The sequence below is a fragment of the Pelomonas lactea genome (genome assembly GCF_043555885.1).
GTDB lineage: Bacteria > Pseudomonadota > Gammaproteobacteria > Burkholderiales > Burkholderiaceae_C > Pelomonas > Pelomonas lactea.
In genome coordinates this window covers 921,942-942,499 of the sequence record NZ_JBIGHX010000003.1, presented here as the reverse complement: position 1 = coordinate 942,499, position 20,558 = coordinate 921,942, and the positions used below count along the sequence as shown (strand labels likewise).

The window sequence follows — 20,558 nt, the reverse complement described above, 5'->3', positions numbered from 1 at the left end:
GCGGCAGCATCGCGCTGCCGCGCATCGAGGCGGCGCTGGCCAACGCGGCGGGCGGCGAACGCCTGAGCGTGAACCTGCTGGGCCTGCCCGACGGCGCCACGCTGACCGACGGCGTGCGCAGCGCCGCTGGCGGCGTGCCGGTGGACCTGGCCGGCTGGGACCTGACCCGCCTGAGCCTGGTGGCACCGGCCGGCTTCACGGGCGAATTCAGCCTCACCGTGGTGGCCGCCAGCGTCGAGGCCAGCAACGGCGCCAGCGCCAGCGTCAGCCAGGGCATCACCGTGCGCGTGCTGCCCGGCACTGCGGTGGCCACGCCGGTGGGGGTCAACCCCTTCGTCATCACGGCGACGCAGGCGCAGGCCACCCAGCGCCAGGCCGGCAGCTCCGCCGTGGCCGACGCGTCGGCCGCCGCGCTGGCACTGCTGGCCGACGACCGCGGCCGACTGGACGCCGGCGCCACGCCGGCCCCGCTGCCGCGCACCGCCGCCGAGATCGCCCAGGACGAGGCCGACCGCGCCCGCGCGCTCAGCGATGCCTGGCTCAAGGAGCTGGAAGAGCGCGCCAAGGCGCAGTGGCAGCAGCTGGTGGGGGGCAAGTAAGCCGCGTCGCTCGTGCCGGCGTCGCTCGCCCGCTCCTGCAGAGGAGTGGGTAAGCAGGGATCGCGGCCGAGCAGCCGCGATCCCGCGCGTGTGCACTGCTGCACTGCAGGCAGAGTCACGCATGGGGATCGCTTCGTTTCTCGCCGGTTGCTGTTCGCTACTCCGCCGGCCCTGACTGCGAGCCACCCCGATGCCCCGCATGCGACGGCAGGGTCGACAGGCCGCCCCGGCGCACCATCGGCATAGCGCCACGACATCAGCGCCGTCGAATGGCGGCTGGTCATCGAACCGCCACGCTCAAAAAAGAACCCCGGCGCGAGGCCGGGGAAGCAAATCCCGCGCTTGACTGGCGGGGCCTGCCCAGGGAGGGAGAAGCAGGCAGACGTAGCCTAGCGCTGCGTGGAAGCGCAGCACGTAGGACAAGACCGCGCTGCGGTGCGGAGAACCGTGAAGCGATGTGGCCTGTTTGCATGCGGTGTATCGGTCTGTGAGGCCGGCCACCACGGTCACGGTTGGCGATCTAGACTCGGAGCAGCCCAGACTCTGGGCAAGCAGGAAGTCGTCGATGGCCCCCACCCGTGAAGCAAGCCACAGCCCGCATACGCACCCGCACGGGGACGCGACGCTGCACCTGGACAGCGGGTTCGGCGGCCTGGAGGGCGAGGCCCGCGGCCTCGTCGAGCGCCGCTACGGCGACCGTGGGCTCAGCATCGGCCCCGAGCGCTACAGCTGCCGCAACCAGGATGGCGACATCGTCTGCACGGCCCGCGATCAGGGCCGCGTCGTCGGCACGCTGTCCGTACGCTTTGACGGGCCCGACGGGCTGCATGCCGACCTGCTGTTCCGCGAGGAGCTCGACGACTGGCGGGCCGAGGGCCTGAAGCTGTGCGAGTTCGGCGGCCTGGCCGTGGACAAGCACTCCCACGAGGCCAAGCGCGTGCTGGCGCAGATCTTTCACCTGGGCTATCTCCATGCCCACCGGCGGGCCGGCTGCCACCGGCTCATCATCGAGGTCAACCCGCGACACGTGGGCTTCTACCGCCGCTGCCTGGGGCTCGCGCCGCGCACCGCAGAGCGTCACAACCCGCGTGTCAACGCGCCGGCCGTGCTGATGAGCGTGGATCTGGCCGACGTGCGCGAGCAGATCTCGCGGTGGGGTGGCCAGCCGGAGCTGATGGCGACGGCACGCAGCCTGTACCCGCTGGCCTGGGGTCAGGCCGCCGAGGCCACGATGCTGGCCCGGCTTGCCAACAGCGGCTGAACAGGGGGCAGCCACCTGCTCAGAGCAGGCGCATGAAGCAGTCCAGCATGTGGAAGTGGTCGTCGTAGAACTGCGACTCCATCGCCGCCAGCTCGCCCACGGGCACCCAGCGCGCCAGCGCCGCGTCGTCGGCGCCCTGCACATCGGGCAGTTCACGGTCGCCGAGGTCGAAGTGGTGGGCATGCGTGATGGTGCGGCCGCGCTGGCTGCGGTCGGGGTGGTCGAACACGGCCACGCCGCGCAGCGCCCGCTGCAGCACGTCGGGCAGCAGGCGCAGGCCGGTCTCCTCCTCCAGCTCGCGCACGGCCGACTGGTACAGCGTGTCGCGCGGCTCGACGAAGCCGCCGGGCAGCGCCCACAGGCCCTGGCCGGGGTCCTTGGCGCGCTGGATCAGCAGCACATGGCCGGCGCACTGCAGCACCAGATCCACGGTCACGAACACCGGCGCGTAGGGCGCCGCCGCCCACGCCTGCCGGTAGGCCTTCAGCATGGCCCACTCACGCCGCAGCGGCGCGAGATAGGGCAGCCGTGCCCAGGCCTGCACGAAGGCCCTTGTGCCCGGCGGCACCTGGTCCACCCAGCTGGCGAGCACGCCGTCGACGTCGTCCGGCGCGGCCTCGAACAGCGCCGCGCGCAGGTGCGTCGCGTCCACGCGGTGCTGGCGCGGCAGGCTCAGCAGCTTCCACGGCGAGAAGCGGCGCAGGTAGTCGCTGGTGGCGTCCTTGAAGTGGCCCACCAGCGTCACGTCGCCGTTGCCCGCGCGCTGCTGCACGGCGTCCCGCACGGCCTGCACCCAGCGCGCTTCGTCGTAGAGGTCGCGCAGCGGCACGATCTCCACGCGCTCACGCTCGGCGTCGGTGAGCGCCAGGCGCAGCATCTCGGCGCGCTCCGTCCAGCTGAACGGATGACGGGGCGAGCGCGCCTGGTGGGCCGAACCCAGCAGCACGACGACGCGTGCCGCCTCGGCCAGCGCCGCGCGCAGCAGCGCGACGTGGCCGTTGTGGACGGGCTGGAAGCGGCCGATGAGGACGGCGGTTGAGGTCATGACAAAACTCCCGGATAGACCGCCGCGATCGGCATCTGCCGCCCCTGGCCGAAGGCCCGCGCGCGCAGGCGGATCAATGGCGGCGCCTGGCGGCGCTTGTATTCGCTGCGCTGGATCAGGCGGGCGATCTTCTCGATGAGCGCCCGGCCCTCGGCCGTCTCGCGCAGCGCGGCCAGGCGGCCCTCGGCGGGCTCGCGTTCGCCGGCGGCCAGCCGCTCGCCCTCGACGAGCAGCTTGAGCAGGTCGTCCAGCACCGGGTACGGCGGCAGGCTGTCGCTGTCGCGCTGGCCCGGCGCCAGTTCGGCGGACGGCTCTTTCTCGATGATGGCCTGCGGGATCAGCTCGCGCCCCGCCACGTCGTTGAGGTGGCGGCTCAGCGCGAAGACCTCGGTCTTGTAGAGGTCGCCGATCAGGCCCAGGCCGCCGTTGGTGTCGCCGTACAGCGTGCAGTAGCCCACCGACACCTCGCTCTTGTTGCCGGTGGTCAGCAGCAGGTGGCCGTGCGCGTTGGAATACGCCATCAGGATGGTGCCGCGCACGCGGGCCTGCAGGTTCTCCAGCGTCAGACCCTGCATGGGCGTGCCGATGCTGTCGGCGAACTGCGCCTTCAGCGCGTCGACGGCGCCGTGGATGGGGTGGTTGAGCAACGTGATGCCGAGGTTGCGGCACAGCGCCTCGGAGTCCGTCACCGAGCCGGCGGACGAGAAGCTGGACGGCATCGTGATGCCGACGACGTTGTCCGCGCCCAGCGCCTCGGCGGCCAGCGCCAGCGTCAGCGCGCTGTCGATGCCGCCGGAGCAGCCGACGACGGCCTGCGTGAAGCCGCAGCGGCGCGCGTAGTCGCGCAGGCCCAGCACGATCTGCGCGCGGTAGAAGGCCATCGCGCTCATGCCCGCCGGGTCGGGCCGCGCGGGGCGGTGGCCGTCCAGCTCGACGAAGCGGCCGTCCTCGAAGCCCAGTGTGCGGACGGACTCGACGAAGCGCTCGGCCTCGAAGACGACGCCGGCCTCGGGCTCGACGGCAAAGCTGGCACCGTCGTAGACGAGCTGGTCATGCCCGCCGACATGGTTGACGTAGAGGATGGGCAGGCCGTTGCGCCGGGCAGCGGCCGTGAACACCTGGTGGCGCTGCTCGCGTTTGCCGAGGTGGCTGGGGCTGGCGTTGATGCTGATGACGAGGTCGGGCGCGGCGTCGCGCAGGCGCTCGAAGGGGTTCACGCCGTAGTCCGCGCCGGCGTCGTTCCAGCCGTCCTCGCAGATCAGCAGGCCCACCTGCGCCGAGCCGACGCGCAGCACCTTGGCGACGTCGGGGCCGGGCTCGAAGTGGCGGCGCTCGTCGAAGATGTTGTAGGTGGGCAGCAGCTGCTTGGCATAGCGCAGCAGCACCTCGCCGCGTTGCAGCACCAGCAGGCCGTTCTCCAGCGGCTTGCCCGGGCCGTCACGCAGCAGCGGCGCGCCGAACACCCAGGTCAGGTCGGGCAGCTCGCGCGAAGCCTGGCGCAGCGACTGCAGGCCGGCCTCGACCTGGCGCAGGAAGGCCGGTTCGTCCAGCAGGTCGCCGGGGTAGTAGCCGCTGACGGCCAGTTCGGGGAAGACGACCAGCTGCGAACCCGCCCAGGCCGCCTGCCGCGCGGCGGCCACCATGCGCTGCACATTGCCCGCCACGTCACCGACGGTGAGGTTCAGCTGGGCGAGGGTGAGCTTGATCATGACTTGATGCCGAAGACTTGCCGCAGATAGGCCAGGAAGGTCTCGTCCTCGCACAGCGTCTTGCCGGGGCTGTCGCTGAGCTTGGCCACGGGCTGGCCGTTGGCATGCGTGAGCTTCATGACGATGTTCAGCGGCGTGAGGCCCAGATCGTTGCTGAGGTGGGTGCCGATGCCGAAGCCCAGCTGCACGCGGTCGGCGAAGTGGCGGTACAGCTCGATGGCCTTCGTGACGGTGAGGCCGTCGCTGAACACGAGGCGTTTGGTGTGGGTGTCGATGCGCAGCTTGGCGTAGTGCGCCAGCGCCTTCTCGCCCCACACGACCGGGTCGCCGCTGTCGTGGCGCAGACCGTCGAACAGCTTGGCGAAGTAGAGGTCGAAGTCGGCCAGGAAGGCGTCCATGCCCACCACGTCGGTCAGCGCTGTACCGAGGTCGCCGCGGTACTCCTGCACCCAGTCCTCCAGCGCGGCCTTCTGGTGGTCGCGCAGTCGCACGGTGCCCAGCGCCTGGTACGTCTGCAGGTACTCGTGCGCCATCGTGCCGATGGGCACCAGGCCCAGCTCCTTGGCCAGCAGCACGTTGGAGCTGCCCTTGAAATGCTGGGGCAGCGCGTCGCGCAGCTGCCGCACCACCTCGCGCTGCCAGGGGCCCGAGAAGCGCCGGCGCAGGCCGAAGTCGAACAGGTCGAACGGGTGGCGCTGCGGGCGCGGCTCGGCGGCGAAGGCCTGCAGCGCGGCGATCTTGGCGCTGAGCCGGCTTTGGCCTTCCGCCCTCACCTCGGGCGTGTCCAGGCGGCGGAAGTACAGCTCGTTGACGATGGCCAGCACCGGGATCTCGAAGCCCATCACGTGCACCTGCGGCCCGCGGGCGACGATGTGCAGCTGCTCCCCCTCGGTGCTCACGTCGATGAACGCGCGCTGGAAGCGGAAGATGCGCAGGAAGTCGACGAAGTCGCTCTTGATGAAGCGCAGGCCCTGCAGGTAGGCCAGTTCGTCCTCGCGGAAGCTCAGGGCGCACAGCGCGTCCAGCTCGCGCTCGACGTCGGCCTTCAGCTCGGCCAGCGGGTAGCCGGGCCGGTTGCGGCAGACGAAGCGGTACTCGCTCTGCGTCTGCGGGTGGCGATGCAGCAGCGTCTGCCACATCGTGAACTTGTAGAGGTCGGTGTCCAGCAGGCTGGTGATGACGGGGGTGTTCATGGGGGTCCTCAAATCTCCGTGCTGGCGGCCTGCTGCAGGCCGGCGGCGCGCATCGCCGCCAGGAACTCGGCCTGCTGCGCCTCGAAGCCCGTCACGGGGCTGATGCAGTCGGTCAGCAGCACCAGCTTGCCGAGCTGGCGCGACGGCAGGTGCGCGGCCAAATGCTCCACCGTGGCGCGCACGCAGTGGCTGCCGGCCTCGCCGGCGATGAGCACGCGGTCGAAGCGGTCCAGCGCGGCCAGCAGCGCCCGGTTCAACGCGGTGCCTTCGTCGGCCGGGTCGGGCACCTCGGCCTGCAGAGCGCTGTAGTGCTCGGTCCAGGGGTTCTCGCCCTTGGTGACGATCTCCACCGAGCGGCCCTGCGCGTCCGCCCACACGTCCAGCGCCGCCTGCAGGCCGGCATGCACACCATGGCCCCAGCTGCCCATCTGGCAGTGCACGGGCCACACCATCAGCGTGTAGCGGCCGGTGGCCTCCAGCGCGTCCAGGTAGGCCAGCACGCGGCCCAGCACGGCGGCGTCGCGCGGCCGGTAGTCGCCGGCCCGAACCTGCGCGGCCGTGATGGGCGTGAACGGCCCCGGCACGCGGCCCGTGGCGGCCGCCACCCAGAAACCGGGGTGGGCGATGTCGATGCGGTGGTGGGAATCCAGCGTCACGGTGATGGCGTCCAGCCCGCCACCCAGCCGCTGCACCAGTTGCGCGGCGCGCTGCAGGTCGGCGTGGGCGCCGGCCACCGGCAGCGCGGGGCGCAGCAGCTCACCGTTCACCGGCGAGCGCGGCAGCCAGTCCTCGGGCAGATCGCAGAAGTCGTTCTGCGGGTCGATCAACAGCAGATGTGTCGTCATGGGCAGGTCCTGTCGTGGTGTGGCGCCATGATAACCCCACTTAAATTAACAATGCAACTAAGTGGTTGTGAAGGATCGACCAGCCAGCCGACCGCTTATCCTCGCTTCGGTGAACGATTCAACGAACTCCCTGCCCGACCACCGGCTGATCTGCACGGTGGACATCGTGCTGCTGACGCTGCGCGCCGGGCAGCTGCAGGTGATGCTGCTCAAGCGCGACCGCGAGCCCTTCGCCGGTGCGCTGGCGCTGCCGGGCGGCTACGTGCACGCCAGCGAAGACCAGGACTGCGAGGACGCAGCGCAGCGCGTGCTGCTGAACAAGGCCGGGCTGCAGAGCCCCTACCTGGAGCAGCTGGCCAGCTTCAGCGGCCCGGCCCGCGACCCGCGCGGCTGGAGCGTGTCTGTGGCCTACATGGCGCTGGTGCCGGCGCCCGAGCCCGCCCTGCCCGGCCAGCACTGGCTGCCGGTGGACCGCCTGCCGCAGCTGCCGTTCGACCACGGCCGCATCGTCGCCGCGGCCGCCGAGCGCGTGCGCAACAAGAGCCAGTACTCGTCGCTGCCCGTGCACCTGTGCCCCGAGCCGTTCACGCTGCCGCAGCTGCACGGCATCTACGAGACGCTGCTGGGCGAGGCCATCAACCCGGTGAGCTTTCGCCGCAAGATGGACGAGCTGGCCATCCTCGAACCGGTGCCGGGCGCCAAGCGCGCCGAAGGCCCGCACCGGCCGGCCCAGCTGTATCGGCTGAAGGACGAGTTCCGGCAGACGCTGCGCCTCGTCGGGCGCGGGCTGAACGCCTGAAGAAGAACGCCCGGACCGTGGAGCGGCCCGGGCGTTGAACGCGTGGATGTGGGTGCGTCAGCGCAGCGTGTAGCCCCGACCGTCCATGCAAGCCTCGACGGCGCGGTTGAACACATCGCTGTCGGCCATGGCGGCCTGCTGCGTCGTCGCCCAGCGGTTGCAGTCCCGCCGATCGAATTCCAGCTGCTCGGCGCCCTGGCCGTTGCGCGGGTAGATGACCGGCGCCGGCCGGCTGGGCGCGGCGCTGAGCACCGGGGCGGGCACGTAGACCGTCTGCACCGGCGGCGGGGGCGGAGGTGGCGGCGCGTAGACGACGTCCGGCGCACGGTCCGCACGGCTGGCCAGCGCGATCAGCGGCACCGCCAGCGCCAGGCCCAGCACCACGGCGCCGGCAGACGGGCCTCGGTGATGGTGATGATGGTGGTGGTGATATCGGTCGTAGTACCGCGGCCCGGCGCCTGCCAGGCCTTGGCCCGCCACCAGGGCGGTCACGATCAGGGCTCTGACGATGGGCTTCACGGCGGCCTCGCTCGGGATGGAACCGCACCAACGCTTCAGCAGCGCAGCCGGTTGACGCAACGCGGCCGGAGGCTTGTGTCGAAAAAAACGCCCGGGCTCTTGCGAGCCCGGGCGCCTGATGCGGTAGTGGCCTGCCCACCAGGAATCGAACCCGGAACCTGCGGCTTAGAAGGCCGCTGCTCTATCCAGTTGAGCTATGGGCAGACGGAAAACCGGTGATTATCAGATCAGCACGTTGATGATCGCGTTGCCGATGCCCATCAGCGCGGCGCCGGAGATCAGGCCGGCGCAGATGGGCTCCATGCCGTCGACCCAGACACGCCAGCCCTGGGTGCCCTTGGTCTTGTGCTTGCGTCCCATCAGGAAGAACACGACGGCGCCGATGAACATCGCCAGCACGGATTCCGGCGGCAGCACGACACCCAGGCCCGTGGCCACGGCGGACAGCTGGAAGCGGCCCTTGGTCTTGATGCGCGCCACTTCCATGACGACAGCCGCCAGCGCGGCCACGCCCATGGAGATCAGCGCCGACGTCGGCAGGCCCTTCAGGCCCTTGGCGATGATGTCGGCCACGCCCTTCCACTGCAGCGCGGCGGGCATCGCGAACTGGTCGGACACCAGCGTCGCGACGCTGCGCACGCCGTTGGCGTCGGGCGTCAGGAACAGCAGGAAGAACAGCGGCACGCAGAACAGCACGCCGGCCAGGTTGCCGATGATGTGGCCGATGGCCTGGTGGCGCGGCTTGCCGCCCAGCATGTAGCCGGGCTTGATGTCGGACAGCAGGTTGGCCGCGTTGGACGCGATCTCGCTGGTCATGCCCGCCGGCAGCAGGTTGGAGCCGGGGTTGCTGCGGTCGATGGCGCCCATCGTGAACTGCGTGATCTTGGACAGCGAGCCGGTGGGCGTCCAGGACGTCAGCGCCATGGAGTTCGTGCAGATGATGGTCAGCACGAAGATCAGCGGCAGCGACACCAGCGCCAGCCAGAACGGCACGTCGAAGAACACGTGCGTGACGTAGCTGCCCAGCACGCTGAACACCGGCACGCCGATGTAGCTGATCCACAGCGGTACCTCGATGTCCTTCAGCAGGTCGCTGCTGTCGGCCTTGGCGGCCGGCGCCTTGCGCTTGAAGGCGCTCTTGAAGATCTCAGGCTTGGCCAGCAGGCCCACCAGCGCGCCGACGACCATCATCGTCACACCCCACCACAGCGACCACTGGTTGACGATCTCGGCGCGGTTCAGCGGCACCAGCACGCCGTCGGCACCGATGCGCGGCGCGATGTCGCCGGCCTGGATCATCAGCGGCGCCAGCACGACGAAGTTGATGAAGGCGCCCAGGAAGCAGCTCGTCGCCACGGCGATGCCCATCAGGCCGCCGACGCCCAGCATGGCGGCATCCAGCGTGAAGCGCAGGCCCAGCTGACGGATGTCGGTGCCGAGGATGGTGGGAATGAGCGCGGTCGTCTTGCCGGCCCAGGCGTAGTAGTACTGGTCCAGCCGCTCATGCAGGTGCCAGGGCTCCTTCAGGCCGGCCCACTTGTCCAGCATCAGGATCTTGAACTGGATCAGCTTCATCCAGCCATCGCTGACCAGCGCCTGGTAGATGGCCGTGAAGCCGCCCACGACGCCCAGCAGCTTGGCCTTGAAGATGCCTTCGTCACCGGCGCCGTGGTACAGCGAGTCCAGCACCACGCCGCAGGCGCGGCCTTCCGGGAACGGCGCCTGGTCTTCGTTGATGAAGCGGCGCTTCAGCGGGAAGGCCAGCAGCACGCCGATGAGGGCCACGACGAAGATCCAGATCATCAGCTGCCACCACGCCGGGATGACGCCGGTGACCAGCATGTAGGCCGCCAGGCTGGAGAACAGCGGCGTGATGACGTAGCCCGCCGCTGTCGCGATGGACTGGGTGCAGTTGTTCTCGAGGATGGTGTAGTCCTGCGCGAAGCCGCTGGCGTGCAGCGCGCGGAACAGCGCGAACGCCAGGATCACCGAGGTCAGGCCCACGCCGATGGCGATGCCGGTCTTGGCGCCGATGTACAGGCCCGTGGCCGACAGGATGCCGCCCAGCAGGAAGCCGGTGAAGCCGGAGCGCAGCGTCAGCTGGGCCATGTCGCCGCGGAACACGTTCTTGAACCACCACTCGTCCTTTTGGGCGCGGGTCCAGGTGGCGATCTGCTCGTCGGTCAGGTGTTGGAGTGCCATGGGATCTCGGGCGCGGCTCGTGGCCTTGCCGGGGGTTGCAGCAATGCGGCGGATTGTCATGGCCGACCGTTCGGTCGGACTTTGGGGGATGCCCCAGGAGCGAGGCCCCGTGGATGCGGGGCTTCTAAAAAGACAAACCCGCCGGTGGCACAAGGCCAGCGGCGGGTTGTTGAAAAGGTTTGGTCGGGGCGGCGGGATTCGAACTCGCGACCCTCTGCTCCCAAAGCAGATGCGCTACCAGGCTGCGCTACGCCCCGATCAAGCCCGCCATTCTAGCCGACAGAAATCACCCGGCCCTCGCCGCTGATCAACGCGGCCTTCACGGGCTCGCCCGGCTGCAGCGCCTGCACCGCCGCCACGTAGCCGCGCAGCTGCTCGTGGTAGGCCTGCTGGGCCTCGGGCGTCAGGCCAAGCTTGTAGTCCAGCACCCACCAGCAGCCGTCGCGGCGTTGCACGAGGCGGTCGATGCGCCCTTCCCCGCTCGGCAGCGTCACGGCCACCTCGTTGCCCGCCCACAGCAGCTCGGCCGGGTCGAAGAACGGCCCGGCCTCGGCGCTGGCCAGGATGGCGCGCACCGCGGCCTCCAGCTGCTTGCGCCCGGCCGCGTCCAGCCCGAAGGCCTGGCTGCTGCCGGCCAGCAGCACGGCCAGCGGCTGCATCTGCCCCGGCTGGCTGACCCACTCCAGCGCGCGGTGCAGCGCCTCGCCCACCTGCGCCGCGCGGGCGTTGTCGGCCGCACGTTCCTGCAGCGGCACGCGCTGGCCCTGCCAGGCCGGCAGCGGCCACCAACGCGGCGCCGGCGCCTCGCCCGCGGCGCCGTCCTGCAGCGGCAGCGGCCAGGGCTGGCCCAGCGGCGCCAGGCGCGCCCACCAGCTCGCCTGCGGCCGCTTGGCCGGCGTGCGGCTAACGATCAGCGTGCGCCGCGCGCGAGTCAGCGCCACGTACAGCGCGTTGAACTCCTCACGTTCGCGGGCGGCCTGCTCCTGGGCCACCAGCCCGGCCAGCGACGGCGGCGGCTTGGCCTCGGAGCCGAAAAAGGCCGCCTGCCGCGGCGCCGGCTGATCCACCGGCCAGTCCAGCAACAGGCCGTAGGTCTCGGCCTTCGGCGGCGCGGCCTCGGTGTCCAGCAGGATGACGACCTCGGCCTCCAACCCTTTGGCGCCGTGGATGGTCAGCAACTGCACGCCGGGCCCGCCCGCCGTCTGCCCCCAAGTCAGCGGCCGGCTGCGCAGCGCACGCACGAAGCCGTAGAGCTGCGCGTAGCGGCCGCCGTCCAGGTCCAGCGCGGCGCGCAGCAGCGCCTGCACGCTCTGCACGCGGGCGGCCGCCTCGGTGGGCGGGCTGGCGGCCAGCACGCGCGGCAGCAGCTCGCCCTCATGGACGATGCGGTCCAGCAGCTCGTGCGGCGTGCTGAGCGCGGCGGCCTCGCGCCAGCCGGCCAGCAGGCCGCGCGCGCGGGCCAGCGCCGGGCTGGGGTCGGCCAGCGTCTGCACGGTCGCCCACCAGGGCTGCGGCTGCTCCGCCGCCGGCGCGTCCAGATAGGCGACGCGGCCCGCCGCGCGGGCGATGCGCAGCAGCTCGTCGTCGCCGATGCCGAAGAGCGGGCTGGCCAGCGCCTGGGCCAGCGAATGGTCGTGGCCGGGCGACGCCAGCACGTCCAGCAGCGCCAGCAGGTCGCGCACGGCCGGCGCGTCGGCCAGCGGCGTTTCCTCCGGCGCGGCATGCGGGATGCCGGCCGTCGTCAGCGCGACGCTGAGCTGGCGCAGCGGCTCGCGCTTGCGCGCCAGCACGAAGATGTCCTCCGGCCCCAGGTCGGGCCGCGCCGCCAGCAGGCCGGCGATGCAAGTGGCCACGCGCTGCGCCTCGGCGGCACGGCGTTCGAACTCGGGCTCGTGGCGCGGCTCGGTCAGGCTGGGGCGCCAGGCCAGCGCGTTGGTCTCGCGCTCGGCCTTCTCGCCGGGCGGGCCGTCCAGCAGCCACAGGCCGGCCAGCGCATCCGTGCCCGGCGTGCCCTCGGTGGTGTGCGGGCGAAAGCCGTCCAGCACGCCGTCCAGCGCGCCATTCACCGCGGCCAGCACCTCGGGTGCGTTGCGCCGCGTGTGGTCGCAGGCCAGGCTGACGCCGCCCAGGCCGCCCAGCACGAACTCGCGTGCGGCGATGAACACGCGCGGCTCGGCGCGGCGGAAGCGGTAGATGCTCTGCTTGGGGTCGCCGACGATGAAGACGCTGATCTGCGCACCGCCGCCCGCGCCGGCATAGGCCTGCAGCCAGCCGTGCAACGCCTGCCACTGCAGCGGGCTGGTGTCCTGGAATTCGTCGATGAGCAGGTGGCGCACCTGCGCATCCAGCCGCTGCTGCACCCACCCGGCCAGCTCAGGCCGGGCCAGCAGCGCCAGCGCGCCGCGCTCCAGGTCGTTCATGTCGACGAGGCCGCGGCCGCGCTTGAGCGCGTCGAACTCCGCCACCAGCACACGGGCCAGCCGGCACATGCGGGCATGCTGCTCGGCGGCGGCCAGCTGATCGAAGTCGGCACGCAGGCTCTCGAGCTCGACGAGCGCGGCGCGCAGCGACGGCAGCGCATCGCTGGCCTTGTCCAGCTTGCGCGGCGTGCCGGCCGCGGTGAACAGCGCGGCCCAGACCTCGTCGAAGCTGCCCGCGTCCACCAGTGCCGCCGCGGCCGTCTGCGCCTTGGCGCCGCCCTGCCCCAGCTCGCGGGCCACGGTCACCAGCGACGGCGCCAGCAGCTCGAAGCGCTCGGCCGGGTCTTGCCGGGGCGGCAGCAGGCTGGCGTCCAGCACGCCGGTCGCATCGGCCAGGCCCAGTTCCACACGCTTGGAAAAAGCGGCCAGCAACCATTCGCGCAGGTTGTGCCGGCCGCGTGCCAGCGTCAGGGCCTGGAAGTCCGCCAGCAACTCAGACTCGGCGAGCACGAGGCCGTGGAAGCGCCGCCACAGCGGCGGCATCAGCTCGGCCTCGTCCTCGATGAGCTGCAGTTCCGGCGAGATGCCCAGCTCGGCCAGCAGGCTCATCGGCGCCGCGCGCAGCAGCTGCGAGAACCAGCCGTGGAAGGTGCGCACCTCCACGCCACGCCCGCCGCGCAGCAGCTCGCCGTGCAGCGTGGCCAGCCGCGGGCGCAGGCGCTCGGCCTCGGCGGCGTCCAGGCCGCGGTCGATCAGCGCCTGGCGCTGCACGGCCTCGTCGGCGGCCGCAAAGCCGGCCAGCCATTCGGACAGCCGCTCGCGCATCTCGCCCGCGGCCTTGCGCGTGAACGTGATGGCGACGATCTGCTGCGGCTCGGCGCCGGCCAGCAGCGCCCGCAGGATGCGCGAGACGAGCATCCACGTCTTGCCGGCACCGGCGCAGGCCTCGACGATGCTGCTGCGCGCCGGGTCGCAGGCGATGGCGTAGAAACGCTCGCGGGGGATCAGCCGGCCGTCGGCGTAGTAGGCGAAGGTGCTCATATCAGTTGTTCATCCGGCTTCGCATTCACGGGCCGAGCGCCGGGCCGCTCCCAAGCCGGCCCGTCCTGGCGATGTGCTTGCGGCTCAATGCCGCAAGCATCGCCGTCCCCGCGGGGGCTGAGGCCGGACACAAGGCGTCCGGTGGACGCCTTGTGCCTGCCGAAGCGTTGCGGCGCAAGCCGCAACGCGGTCCCAGACCAGACTCGCTCGCGTTCAGCGACGCGAGGATGGGCGAGGGGCACTGTCATGCCCAGTCATCCTTGCGGCACAGGCCGCGGGCTTCGCAGTAGTCGCAGACGCGGCCTTCGCCGAGGGCCGGCAGCGCGGCGCCGCCCAGCACGGCGGACAGGTCGGCCTGCAGGCCGTCGCGCAGCACCAGCGCCGTGTCGCTGACGGCCTCGTGCGGCACCAGCTTCAGCGCGTCGGGCTCGTCCAGCGCCAGGTAGGCGGCCTGTAGCGCCGGGTCGGCGCCCATCAGCAGCGCGTAGACGGCCAGCTGCGTGTCCTCCAGCGGCGCCTTCAGCTTGTCCCGCAGCTCGGCGGCCTTGCCGGTCTTGTAGTCCAGCAGCAGCGGGCCCTGGGGCGTCGTGTCGATGCGGTCCAGGCGCCCCTGCAGCGCCAGCCCGGCCATCGCGCCGTCGAAGGGCTGGCAGCGCTTGTCGACCTCGCCGGCCTCGAAGTGCTGGCCCTGAGCCTCGGTCTCGGCCAGCCAGCTGACGTAGCGCGGCAGCACACGCTCGAAGGCGGCGCGGTAGGGCAGGAAGTCGGCCGCGTCCAGGCGCTCGCCCTCGATGTCGGCCGCGGCGCGCAAATCGGCCAGGTCGTCGCCGCTGCGGTGGTCGTGGAAGCGCTTCAGCACGTCGTGCAGCCAGGTGCCGTAGTCGCGCTTGTCCAGTTCCACCTCCAGTTCGTCCGGCTCGCGCAGGCCCAGCAGGCTGCGGCTGAAGAACTGGTAGGGGCAGTTGCGCAGCGCCTCGATGCTGCTGGCGCTCAACGCGCCCGGCAGGCAGGCCGGGACGGCCTGGCGCCGCTTCGCAGGCTGGCGGGCCAGCGCGGCCGCCGTGCGCTCGTCCTGCCAGGCCGGCAGCGCGTGGCCCCAGGCAGCCTCCAGGCGCTCCAGCAGCGGGCTGGGCGGCAGCGGCTCGGCGCCGGCATGGCTGCAGCGCAGCAGCGTGACGGCCGGCAGCCGCAGCAGCTGCGCGAACGCCCAGGCCTGCGCCTCGCGCTGCGCGGCCAGGTGCGGCAGGCCCAGCGCCTGCGCGTCGGCGTCCGACAGCACGCCGTTGCGCGGCGGCGAGGCGGCCAGCGTCGCCGCGTCCACGCCGGGCAGCACGGCGGCGCCGAAGGGCCGCAGCAGCGCGCGCGCCATCGGCGTGATGACAACGGCCGCCTGCGCGTCCTCCTGCGGGCTGAACTGCGCGCCCTCCAGCGTCGCGTCCACCCAGGCGAGGAATTCGTCCGGGCGCAGCTTGGTCGCGCCGATGACCTGCTCGTGCGCGCTGCCCTCCCAGGGGTTGCGGCTGATCCACAGCGCGTTCAGCAACTCCTCCCCGCCCTCCACGCCCGTCAGAGGCCCCAGACGGCGCAGCACGCGGCCCAGGTCGGCCAGCCAGCCGCCCAGCTTGCGCGCGCCGCCGGCCAGCGGCGCCGCGGCCTCGCGGGCTTCACGCCACAGCGGCAGGCCCAGCGCGTCCAGCGGGCCGGTGGAGCGCCAGCCCTTGCGGCGGCACAGCGCCTCCAGCTCGCGCAGCGCGGCGGCGTCCCAGACGGCGCCCAGCGGCGACTTCAGCCAGGCCAGCCATTCATCCAGCGTGGGCTGGGCCAGCATCGCGCGCAGCAGCGCCATCAGCGCCGCGGCGGCGGGCGTGGTCGCCAGCGTCCAGCCGGTCTCGTCCTGTACCGGCACGCGCTGGCGCATCAGCAGCGTGCGCACGCGGCGCACGACGACACGGTCCTGCGCCAGCAGCGCCACCGGCGCGCGGCCGGCGTTGAGGTGCTGCAGCACGGCGGTGGCGGCCTGTTCGGCCAGCGATTCGAAGTCGGCACTGGCGGCCAGGCGCAGGTCCACGCCGGTGACCGTGGCGGTGTCGAGGTCCACGTCGGCCTGCAGGCACAGCGCGGGCACGCCCTGGCCCATCAGTGCCTGGGCGAGCGGATCCGGGCCGCCGACCTGCAGCACCAGCCAGGCGCCGGGGCGCTGGGTGAACAGCGCATCGGTGGCGGGCCGGCGGTCGTCGGCCTCCACCCACGCCACGGCCACCAGGCCCAGCGCCCGCTCCAGGTCGCCCGGGCCGCCGGCCTGCAGCTGCAGCCGCTCACGCGCGGTGTCGAAAAAGCCCGTGCGCGCCTCCGGCGGCCGCTGCGCCGCGCCCCGGGCGAGCGCATGGGCCGTCTCGACCAGCCGCGCGCGGGCCGCCACGTAGGCCTTCTCGTCGCGCGCGCGCAGCGCCTGCGCCCAGCTCTGCCCGGCCAGCAGGCCCTCGGCGGTGAAGGCGTCGATGGCTGCGTCCTGGCTGATCTGCCCCGGCGCGGCCAGCCGACTGGGGCCCAGCGACGAGGCCAGGCTGTTGGTGGTCGTGATCAGCGGCGTCCAGCCGCCGCGCACCGCGAACGCACGCCGCGCGGGCGCGATCTGCTGCGCGAACGGCAGCAGCAGCACGGCGTCGCGCAGCGGCACACGCTGCGCGCCCAGCCAGTCCGTACAGGTCGATGCGACCCGGCGCCAGAAACCGGCAATGTCTTCCCCGGGCGCCAGGCCCAGATTCACGGCTTGCAATGAGCCCTCCCGCCCTCAAGTCCGCCACTGATGCGGTCACCCCGCTGACCGTCTGGGCAAAAGTGGCGATGTCATAATCATTTTTGCCTATTCGGACGGCGCAACGCGGCGACCGTCAACACCTAGAGGCCAAGGAACCCTCCCATGAGCAGCGAATTGATCAAGCATGTTTCCGACGCGTCGTTCGACGCCGACGTCATCCAGTCCGGCAAGCCGGTGCTGGTGGACTACTGGGCCGAATGGTGCGGCCCCTGCAAGATGATCGCGCCCATCCTGGACGAGGTCGCCAGCGGCTACGGCGAGAAGCTGCAGGTCGCCAAGATGAACGTGGACGAGAACCGCGAAGTGCCGGCCAAGTTCGGCATCCGCGGCATCCCGACGCTGATGCTGTTCAAGGACGGCCAGCTGGCTGCCACCAAGGTCGGCGCCCTGTCCAAGGCCCAGTTGACCGCCTTCCTCGACGCGAACCTATAATCGCGCCCAACTGCTGCAGCGATGCCGGCGCCTCCCGGCGCCTCGCTGCAGCAGCCAAAGCCAACACGCCCCGGGCTCCACGAAGGAGTCCAGCCAGCGTGGCCTCGGCTCCCCCTCCCCCACTTCCTGAATCCGCTTCGCTCGCAGTTTGAGCGTTGGCCCTTCCGGTCCTTTCCTGGGGCAGCCGTGGAATCGCCGTTGCGCCTGGGCTGGCGCTGCGGCCCCTGACGGGTATCCACCCATGCATCTTTCCGAACTGAAAGCGCTCCACGTTTCCGCCCTCATCAAGATGGGCGAGGAGCTGGAGATCGACAACGTCACCCGCCTGCGCAAGCAGGAGCTGATGTTCGCCATCATGAAGAAGCGCGCCAAGGCCGGCGAGCAGGTCTTCGGCGATGGCGTCCTCGAAGTGCTGCCGGACGGCTTCGGCTTCCTGCGCTCCATCGAGGCCAGCTACATGGCGTCGACCGACGACATCTACCTGTCGCCCAGCCAGATCCGCCGCTTCAACCTGCACACCGGCGACCTGGTGGAAGGTGAAGTGCGCGTGCCCAAGGATGGCGAGCGTTACTTCGCTCTCGTGAAGGTCGACCGTGTCAACGGCCAGACCCCCGAGGAGAGCAAGAACAAGATCATGTTCGAGAACCTGACGCCCTTGTTCCCCAAGGAGCAGTTCAAGCTCGAGCGTGAAGGCTACAAGGGCGAAGAGAACATCACCGGCCGCATCATCGACCTGACCTCGCCCATCGGCAAAGGCCAGCGCGCGCTGATCGTCGCCCAGCCCAAGACCGGCAAGACCGAGATGATGAAGAGCATCGCCCATGCTCTGGTCGCCAACCACCCGGACTGCCACCTCATCGTGCTGCTCGTTGACGAGCGCCCCGAGGAAGTGACCGAAATGCTGCGCACCGTGCGCGGCGAGGTCATCAGCTCCACCTTCGACGAGCCCGCCGCCCGTCACGTGCAGGTTGCCGAGATGGTGATCGAGCGCGCCAAGCGCCTGGTGGAGCTGAAGAAGGACGTGATCATCCTGCTGGACTCGATCACCCGCCTGGCCCGTGCCTACAACAACGTGCTGCCCAGCTCCGGCAAGGTGCTGACCGGCGGTGTGGACGCCAACGCGCTGCAACGCCCCAAGCGCTTCTTCGGCGCCGCGCGCAACATCGAGGAAGGCGGCTCGCTGACCATCATCGGCACCGCGCTCATCGACACCGGCTCCAAGATGGACGAGGTGATCTACGAAGAGTTCAAGGGCACCGGCAACTGCGAAATCCACCTGGATCGCCGCATGGCCGAGAAGCGCGTCTACCCGTCCATCCTGATCAACAAGTCCGGAACCCGCCGTGAAGAGCTGCTGCTCAAGCCCGAGATCCTGCAAAAGAGCTGGATCCTGCGCAAGCTGCTCTACAACATGGACGAGATCGAGGCGATGGAGTTCATCCTCGACAAGATGAAGGCGTCGAAGAACAACCTGGACTTCTTCGACATGATGCGGCGCGGCGGGTGATCCTTTCCCCCCGAAACTAGCCAGACCGCAGGGAAGCCCGCTACAATCGCGGGTTTTCCGCCCCAACACCCCGGAAAGTGCAACAGCGCTGTGCTGATGTGGCTCCCGACCTAAGCCGAGAGGTTCCCATGAAAGAAGGCATTCACCCCAACTACCGCGACGTCGTCTTCGTCGACCTGTCCAACGGTTTCCAGTTCGTGACGCGCTCGACCGTCCAGACCAAGGAAACCATCGAACTCGACGGCAAGACCCTGCCGCTGGTGAAGCTGGAAACCACCAGCGAATCGCACCCCTTCTACACGGGCACGCAGAAGAGCGTGGACAACCTGGGCGGCCGCGTCGAGAAGTTCCGCAACAAGTTCGCTCACCTCAAGAAGTGATCGGGCCGCAGTCCTCGCGACTGCACCACCTCCGAAAGGGCAGCTCAGGCTGCCCTTTTGCATTCTTGCTGCACTGCTGACAGCCTTTTGCTGGACGACGCCGGTTTGACGGCATGATGCCGGCCGGCTCTTCGAACTTAACCGCGTGAACCTGCCTACCCCCGCCATCGTTGCCGAGCGCGGCGTCGAGCGCCTGCCGCGGCTGGCGCTGATACTGCTGTGCGCTGCCTATCTGCTGCCTGGCATCTTCGGCCGCGCGCCGTGGCGCAATGCCGACCTGACGGCCTTCGGCTTCATGGCCAGCATCGCGCAGGGGCATGCGCCCTGGTGGCAGCCGGCCATCGCGGGCATCCCGGCCGAAGGCGGCCCGCTGCCGTACTGGCTGGGCGCGCTGGCCATCAAGGCCCTGCCATTCCTGGATGCACCCACAGCCGCCCGGCTGCCCTACGCACTGGTGTTGGCGGGCGTTTTCGTCGCCGTCTGGTATGCCTGCTTCCACCTGGCCCGCACCGAGGCCGCCCAGCCGGTGGCATTCGCCTTCGGCGGCGAGGCGCAGGCGGTGGACTACGCGCGCGCGCTGGCCGACGGTGCGCTGCTGGCGCTGATGGCGTCGCTGGGCCTGCTGCAGCTGGGCCACGAGACCTCGCCGGAGCTGCTGCAGCTGCTGGCGGTGTCGGTTTACCTGTACGGACTGGCGGCGGCGCCGTTCCGCCGCTGGCAATCCCGCGTGGCCGTGCTGATGGCGCTGCCCGTGCTGGCCGCCAGCGATGCACCGACGGTGGCCTGCGCGCTGGGCCTGCTGGGGCTGCTGCTGAACCACCGCTCCAGCTACGACGAAGCGAAGCGCCAGCGCGTGTGGCTGCTGGGCGCGCTGACGCTGGCTGTGCTGGCCGCCTGGGCCTTCAACGGCTGGGCCTGGCGCGTGCGACCGGACACCGACGTCGCGTCGCTGCTGAGCCTGCTGGCCTGGTTCTGCTGGCCGGCCGGGCCGCTGGCGCTGTGGACGCTGTGGCGCTGGCGCCGCCACGGGCTGCGCCGCCACATCACCGTGCCGGCCATCGCGCTGCTGGTGCCGCTGCTGGCCTGCGTGACGATGAACGGCTCGGAGCGCGCGCTGCTGCTGGCGCTGCCGTCGCTGGCCATCCTGGCCGCGTTCGCGCTGCCGACGCTGAGCCGCGGCTTCGCGGCCGCGGTGGACTGGTTCTCGGTGTTCTTCTTCAGCGCCGCGGCGCTGTTCTTCTGGCTGTACTACCTGTCCATGCACACCGGCTGGCCCGCCCGGCCGCTGGCCAACCTGCGCCGGCTGGCCGAAGGCTTCGAGCCCAGCTTCAGCTTGCTGGCGCTGGTGTTCGCCGTCGCGGCCACGGCCGCCTGGCTGGCCCTCGTGCGCTGGCGCACGGCCCGCCACCGCCACGCGCTGTGGAAGAGTCTGGCGCTGCCGGCCGGCGGCGTCGCTTTAGGCTGGCTGCTGGTCATGAGCCTGCTGCTGCCACCGCTGGACTACGCCCGCAGCCTGGCGCCGCTGGTCGCGCGGCTGAAGGCCCGCATGCCGGCCGACGCCGCCTGCCTGGCCGCGCCGGGCCAGGGTCTGCCGACGCTGGCGGCGCTGGAATGGCACGGCGGCTGGCACGTCGAGGGACGCGCCTCGCTGGCGCGCACGGCCTGCAGCCATGCCGTCATCGCGGCCGGTCAGCCCACGCCAGCGGGCTGGACGCCCGTCGCGCAGGTGAAGCGGCCGACCGACCGCAGCGGCAGCGCGGGGTTGGTGCTGCTGAAGCGCGACTGATT

The 20,558-nt window shown here is 71.0% G+C and carries 15 protein-coding genes and 2 tRNA genes; 7 read left to right on the top strand and 10 right to left on the bottom strand.

Features of this window, described 5'->3' with window-relative positions; all coding sequences use genetic code 11:
- Both ACG04Q_RS12980 and ACG04Q_RS12975 read left to right on the top strand, forming a co-directional pair.
- Positions 1-599: hypothetical protein (locus tag ACG04Q_RS12980; protein ID WP_394511338.1), on the top strand; the 599-nt coding region annotated here is incomplete at its 5' end.
- 565 nt (positions 600-1,164) lie between these two features.
- Entirely contained in the window at positions 1,165-1,860 is a 696-nt protein-coding gene (locus ACG04Q_RS12975; RefSeq protein WP_394511337.1) for an N-acyl amino acid synthase FeeM domain-containing protein, read from the top strand.
- A 19-nt stretch (positions 1,861-1,879) separates the two neighbouring features.
- On the opposite strand, the gene ACG04Q_RS12970 is transcribed toward ACG04Q_RS12975, so the two are convergent.
- From ACG04Q_RS12970 to ACG04Q_RS12955, 4 genes are read right to left on the bottom strand one after another with little or no spacing between them, the layout of a single operon-like run.
- Complete coding sequence (locus tag ACG04Q_RS12970; protein ID WP_394511336.1) at positions 1,880-2,905, bottom strand: bifunctional nicotinamide-nucleotide adenylyltransferase/Nudix hydroxylase; 1,026 nt, start codon at positions 2,903-2,905, stop codon at positions 1,880-1,882.
- Positions 2,902-4,614, bottom strand: a complete 1,713-nt coding sequence (locus ACG04Q_RS12965; protein ID WP_394511335.1) for an NAD+ synthase — start codon at positions 4,612-4,614, stop codon at positions 2,902-2,904. The genes ACG04Q_RS12970 and ACG04Q_RS12965 overlap by 4 nt, the downstream gene beginning before the upstream one ends.
- A complete protein-coding gene (pncB, locus tag ACG04Q_RS12960) occupies positions 4,611-5,807 on the bottom strand; it encodes a nicotinate phosphoribosyltransferase (protein WP_394511334.1) in 1,197 nt (398 codons plus the stop codon). The genes ACG04Q_RS12965 and pncB overlap by 4 nt, the downstream gene beginning before the upstream one ends.
- A gap of 8 nt (positions 5,808-5,815) precedes the next feature.
- Complete coding sequence (locus tag ACG04Q_RS12955) at positions 5,816-6,658, bottom strand: cysteine hydrolase family protein (protein WP_394511353.1); 843 nt, start codon at positions 6,656-6,658, stop codon at positions 5,816-5,818.
- Positions 6,659-6,761: 103 nt separating this feature from the next.
- Here ACG04Q_RS12955 and ACG04Q_RS12950 point away from each other — a divergent pair, with 103 nt between their 5' ends.
- Positions 6,762-7,451, top strand: coding sequence for an NUDIX hydrolase (locus tag ACG04Q_RS12950; protein ID WP_394511333.1), 690 nt, complete (start codon positions 6,762-6,764; stop codon positions 7,449-7,451).
- A 57-nt stretch (positions 7,452-7,508) separates the two neighbouring features.
- On the opposite strand, the gene ACG04Q_RS12945 is transcribed toward ACG04Q_RS12950, so the two are convergent.
- From ACG04Q_RS12945 to ACG04Q_RS12920, 6 genes are all read right to left on the bottom strand, one after another.
- A complete protein-coding gene (locus tag ACG04Q_RS12945) occupies positions 7,509-7,970 on the bottom strand; it encodes a hypothetical protein (protein ID WP_394511332.1) in 462 nt (153 codons plus the stop codon).
- Between the two features lie 127 nt (positions 7,971-8,097).
- A tRNA-Arg gene (locus ACG04Q_RS12940) sits at positions 8,098-8,174 on the bottom strand.
- 18 nt (positions 8,175-8,192) lie between these two features.
- Positions 8,193-10,172: an OPT family oligopeptide transporter gene (locus tag ACG04Q_RS12935; RefSeq protein WP_394511331.1), complete on the bottom strand. Its 1,980-nt coding sequence runs from the start codon at positions 10,170-10,172 to the stop codon at positions 8,193-8,195.
- A 180-nt stretch (positions 10,173-10,352) separates the two neighbouring features.
- Positions 10,353-10,429: transfer RNA gene (locus tag ACG04Q_RS12930), tRNA-Pro, on the bottom strand.
- 15 nt (positions 10,430-10,444) lie between these two features.
- Positions 10,445-13,633 (bottom strand): UvrD-helicase domain-containing protein, encoded by a 3,189-nt coding sequence (locus ACG04Q_RS12925; protein ID WP_394511330.1) that lies wholly within the window; start codon positions 13,631-13,633, stop codon positions 10,445-10,447.
- A 244-nt stretch (positions 13,634-13,877) separates the two neighbouring features.
- On the bottom strand, positions 13,878-16,400 hold the full coding sequence (locus ACG04Q_RS12920; RefSeq protein WP_394511352.1) for a PD-(D/E)XK nuclease family protein: 2,523 nt from the start codon (positions 16,398-16,400) through the stop codon (positions 13,878-13,880).
- Positions 16,401-16,553: 153 nt separating this feature from the next.
- Here ACG04Q_RS12920 and trxA point away from each other — a divergent pair, with 153 nt between their 5' ends.
- From trxA to ACG04Q_RS12900, 4 genes are all read left to right on the top strand, one after another.
- Positions 16,554-16,883, top strand: coding sequence for a thioredoxin TrxA (gene trxA / locus ACG04Q_RS12915; RefSeq protein ID WP_394511329.1), 330 nt, complete (start codon positions 16,554-16,556; stop codon positions 16,881-16,883).
- A 241-nt stretch (positions 16,884-17,124) separates the two neighbouring features.
- Positions 17,125-18,390, top strand: a complete 1,266-nt coding sequence (gene rho, locus ACG04Q_RS12910) for a transcription termination factor Rho (RefSeq protein WP_268168107.1) — start codon at positions 17,125-17,127, stop codon at positions 18,388-18,390.
- A 128-nt stretch (positions 18,391-18,518) separates the two neighbouring features.
- Positions 18,519-18,770, top strand: coding sequence for a type B 50S ribosomal protein L31 (locus ACG04Q_RS12905; protein ID WP_088481742.1), 252 nt, complete (start codon positions 18,519-18,521; stop codon positions 18,768-18,770).
- Between the two features lie 145 nt (positions 18,771-18,915).
- Entirely contained in the window at positions 18,916-20,556 is a 1,641-nt protein-coding gene (locus ACG04Q_RS12900) for a hypothetical protein (RefSeq protein WP_394511328.1), read from the top strand.
- The last annotated feature ends 2 nt before the right edge of the window (positions 20,557-20,558 follow it).

What these genes read in the sequence shown, in the direction of transcription:
- ACG04Q_RS12925 (WP_394511330.1), bottom strand. Translation starts at nt 13,633, where the DNA reads ATGAGCACCTTCGCCTACTACGCCGACGGCCGGCTGATCCCCCGCGAG.
- ACG04Q_RS12965 (WP_394511335.1), bottom strand. Translation starts at nt 4,614, where the DNA reads ATGATCAAGCTCACCCTCGCCCAGCTGAACCTCACCGTCGGTGACGTG.
- pncB (WP_394511334.1), bottom strand. Translation starts at nt 5,807, where the DNA reads ATGAACACCCCCGTCATCACCAGCCTGCTGGACACCGACCTCTACAAG.
- ACG04Q_RS12970 (WP_394511336.1), bottom strand. Translation starts at nt 2,905, where the DNA reads ATGACCTCAACCGCCGTCCTCATCGGCCGCTTCCAGCCCGTCCACAAC.
- trxA (WP_394511329.1), top strand. Translation starts at nt 16,554, where the DNA reads ATGAGCAGCGAATTGATCAAGCATGTTTCCGACGCGTCGTTCGACGCC.
- rho (WP_268168107.1), top strand. Translation starts at nt 17,125, where the DNA reads ATGCATCTTTCCGAACTGAAAGCGCTCCACGTTTCCGCCCTCATCAAG.
- ACG04Q_RS12935 (WP_394511331.1), bottom strand. Translation starts at nt 10,172, where the DNA reads ATGGCACTCCAACACCTGACCGACGAGCAGATCGCCACCTGGACCCGC.
- ACG04Q_RS12975 (WP_394511337.1), top strand. Translation starts at nt 1,165, where the DNA reads ATGGCCCCCACCCGTGAAGCAAGCCACAGCCCGCATACGCACCCGCAC.
- ACG04Q_RS12905 (WP_088481742.1), top strand. Translation starts at nt 18,519, where the DNA reads ATGAAAGAAGGCATTCACCCCAACTACCGCGACGTCGTCTTCGTCGAC.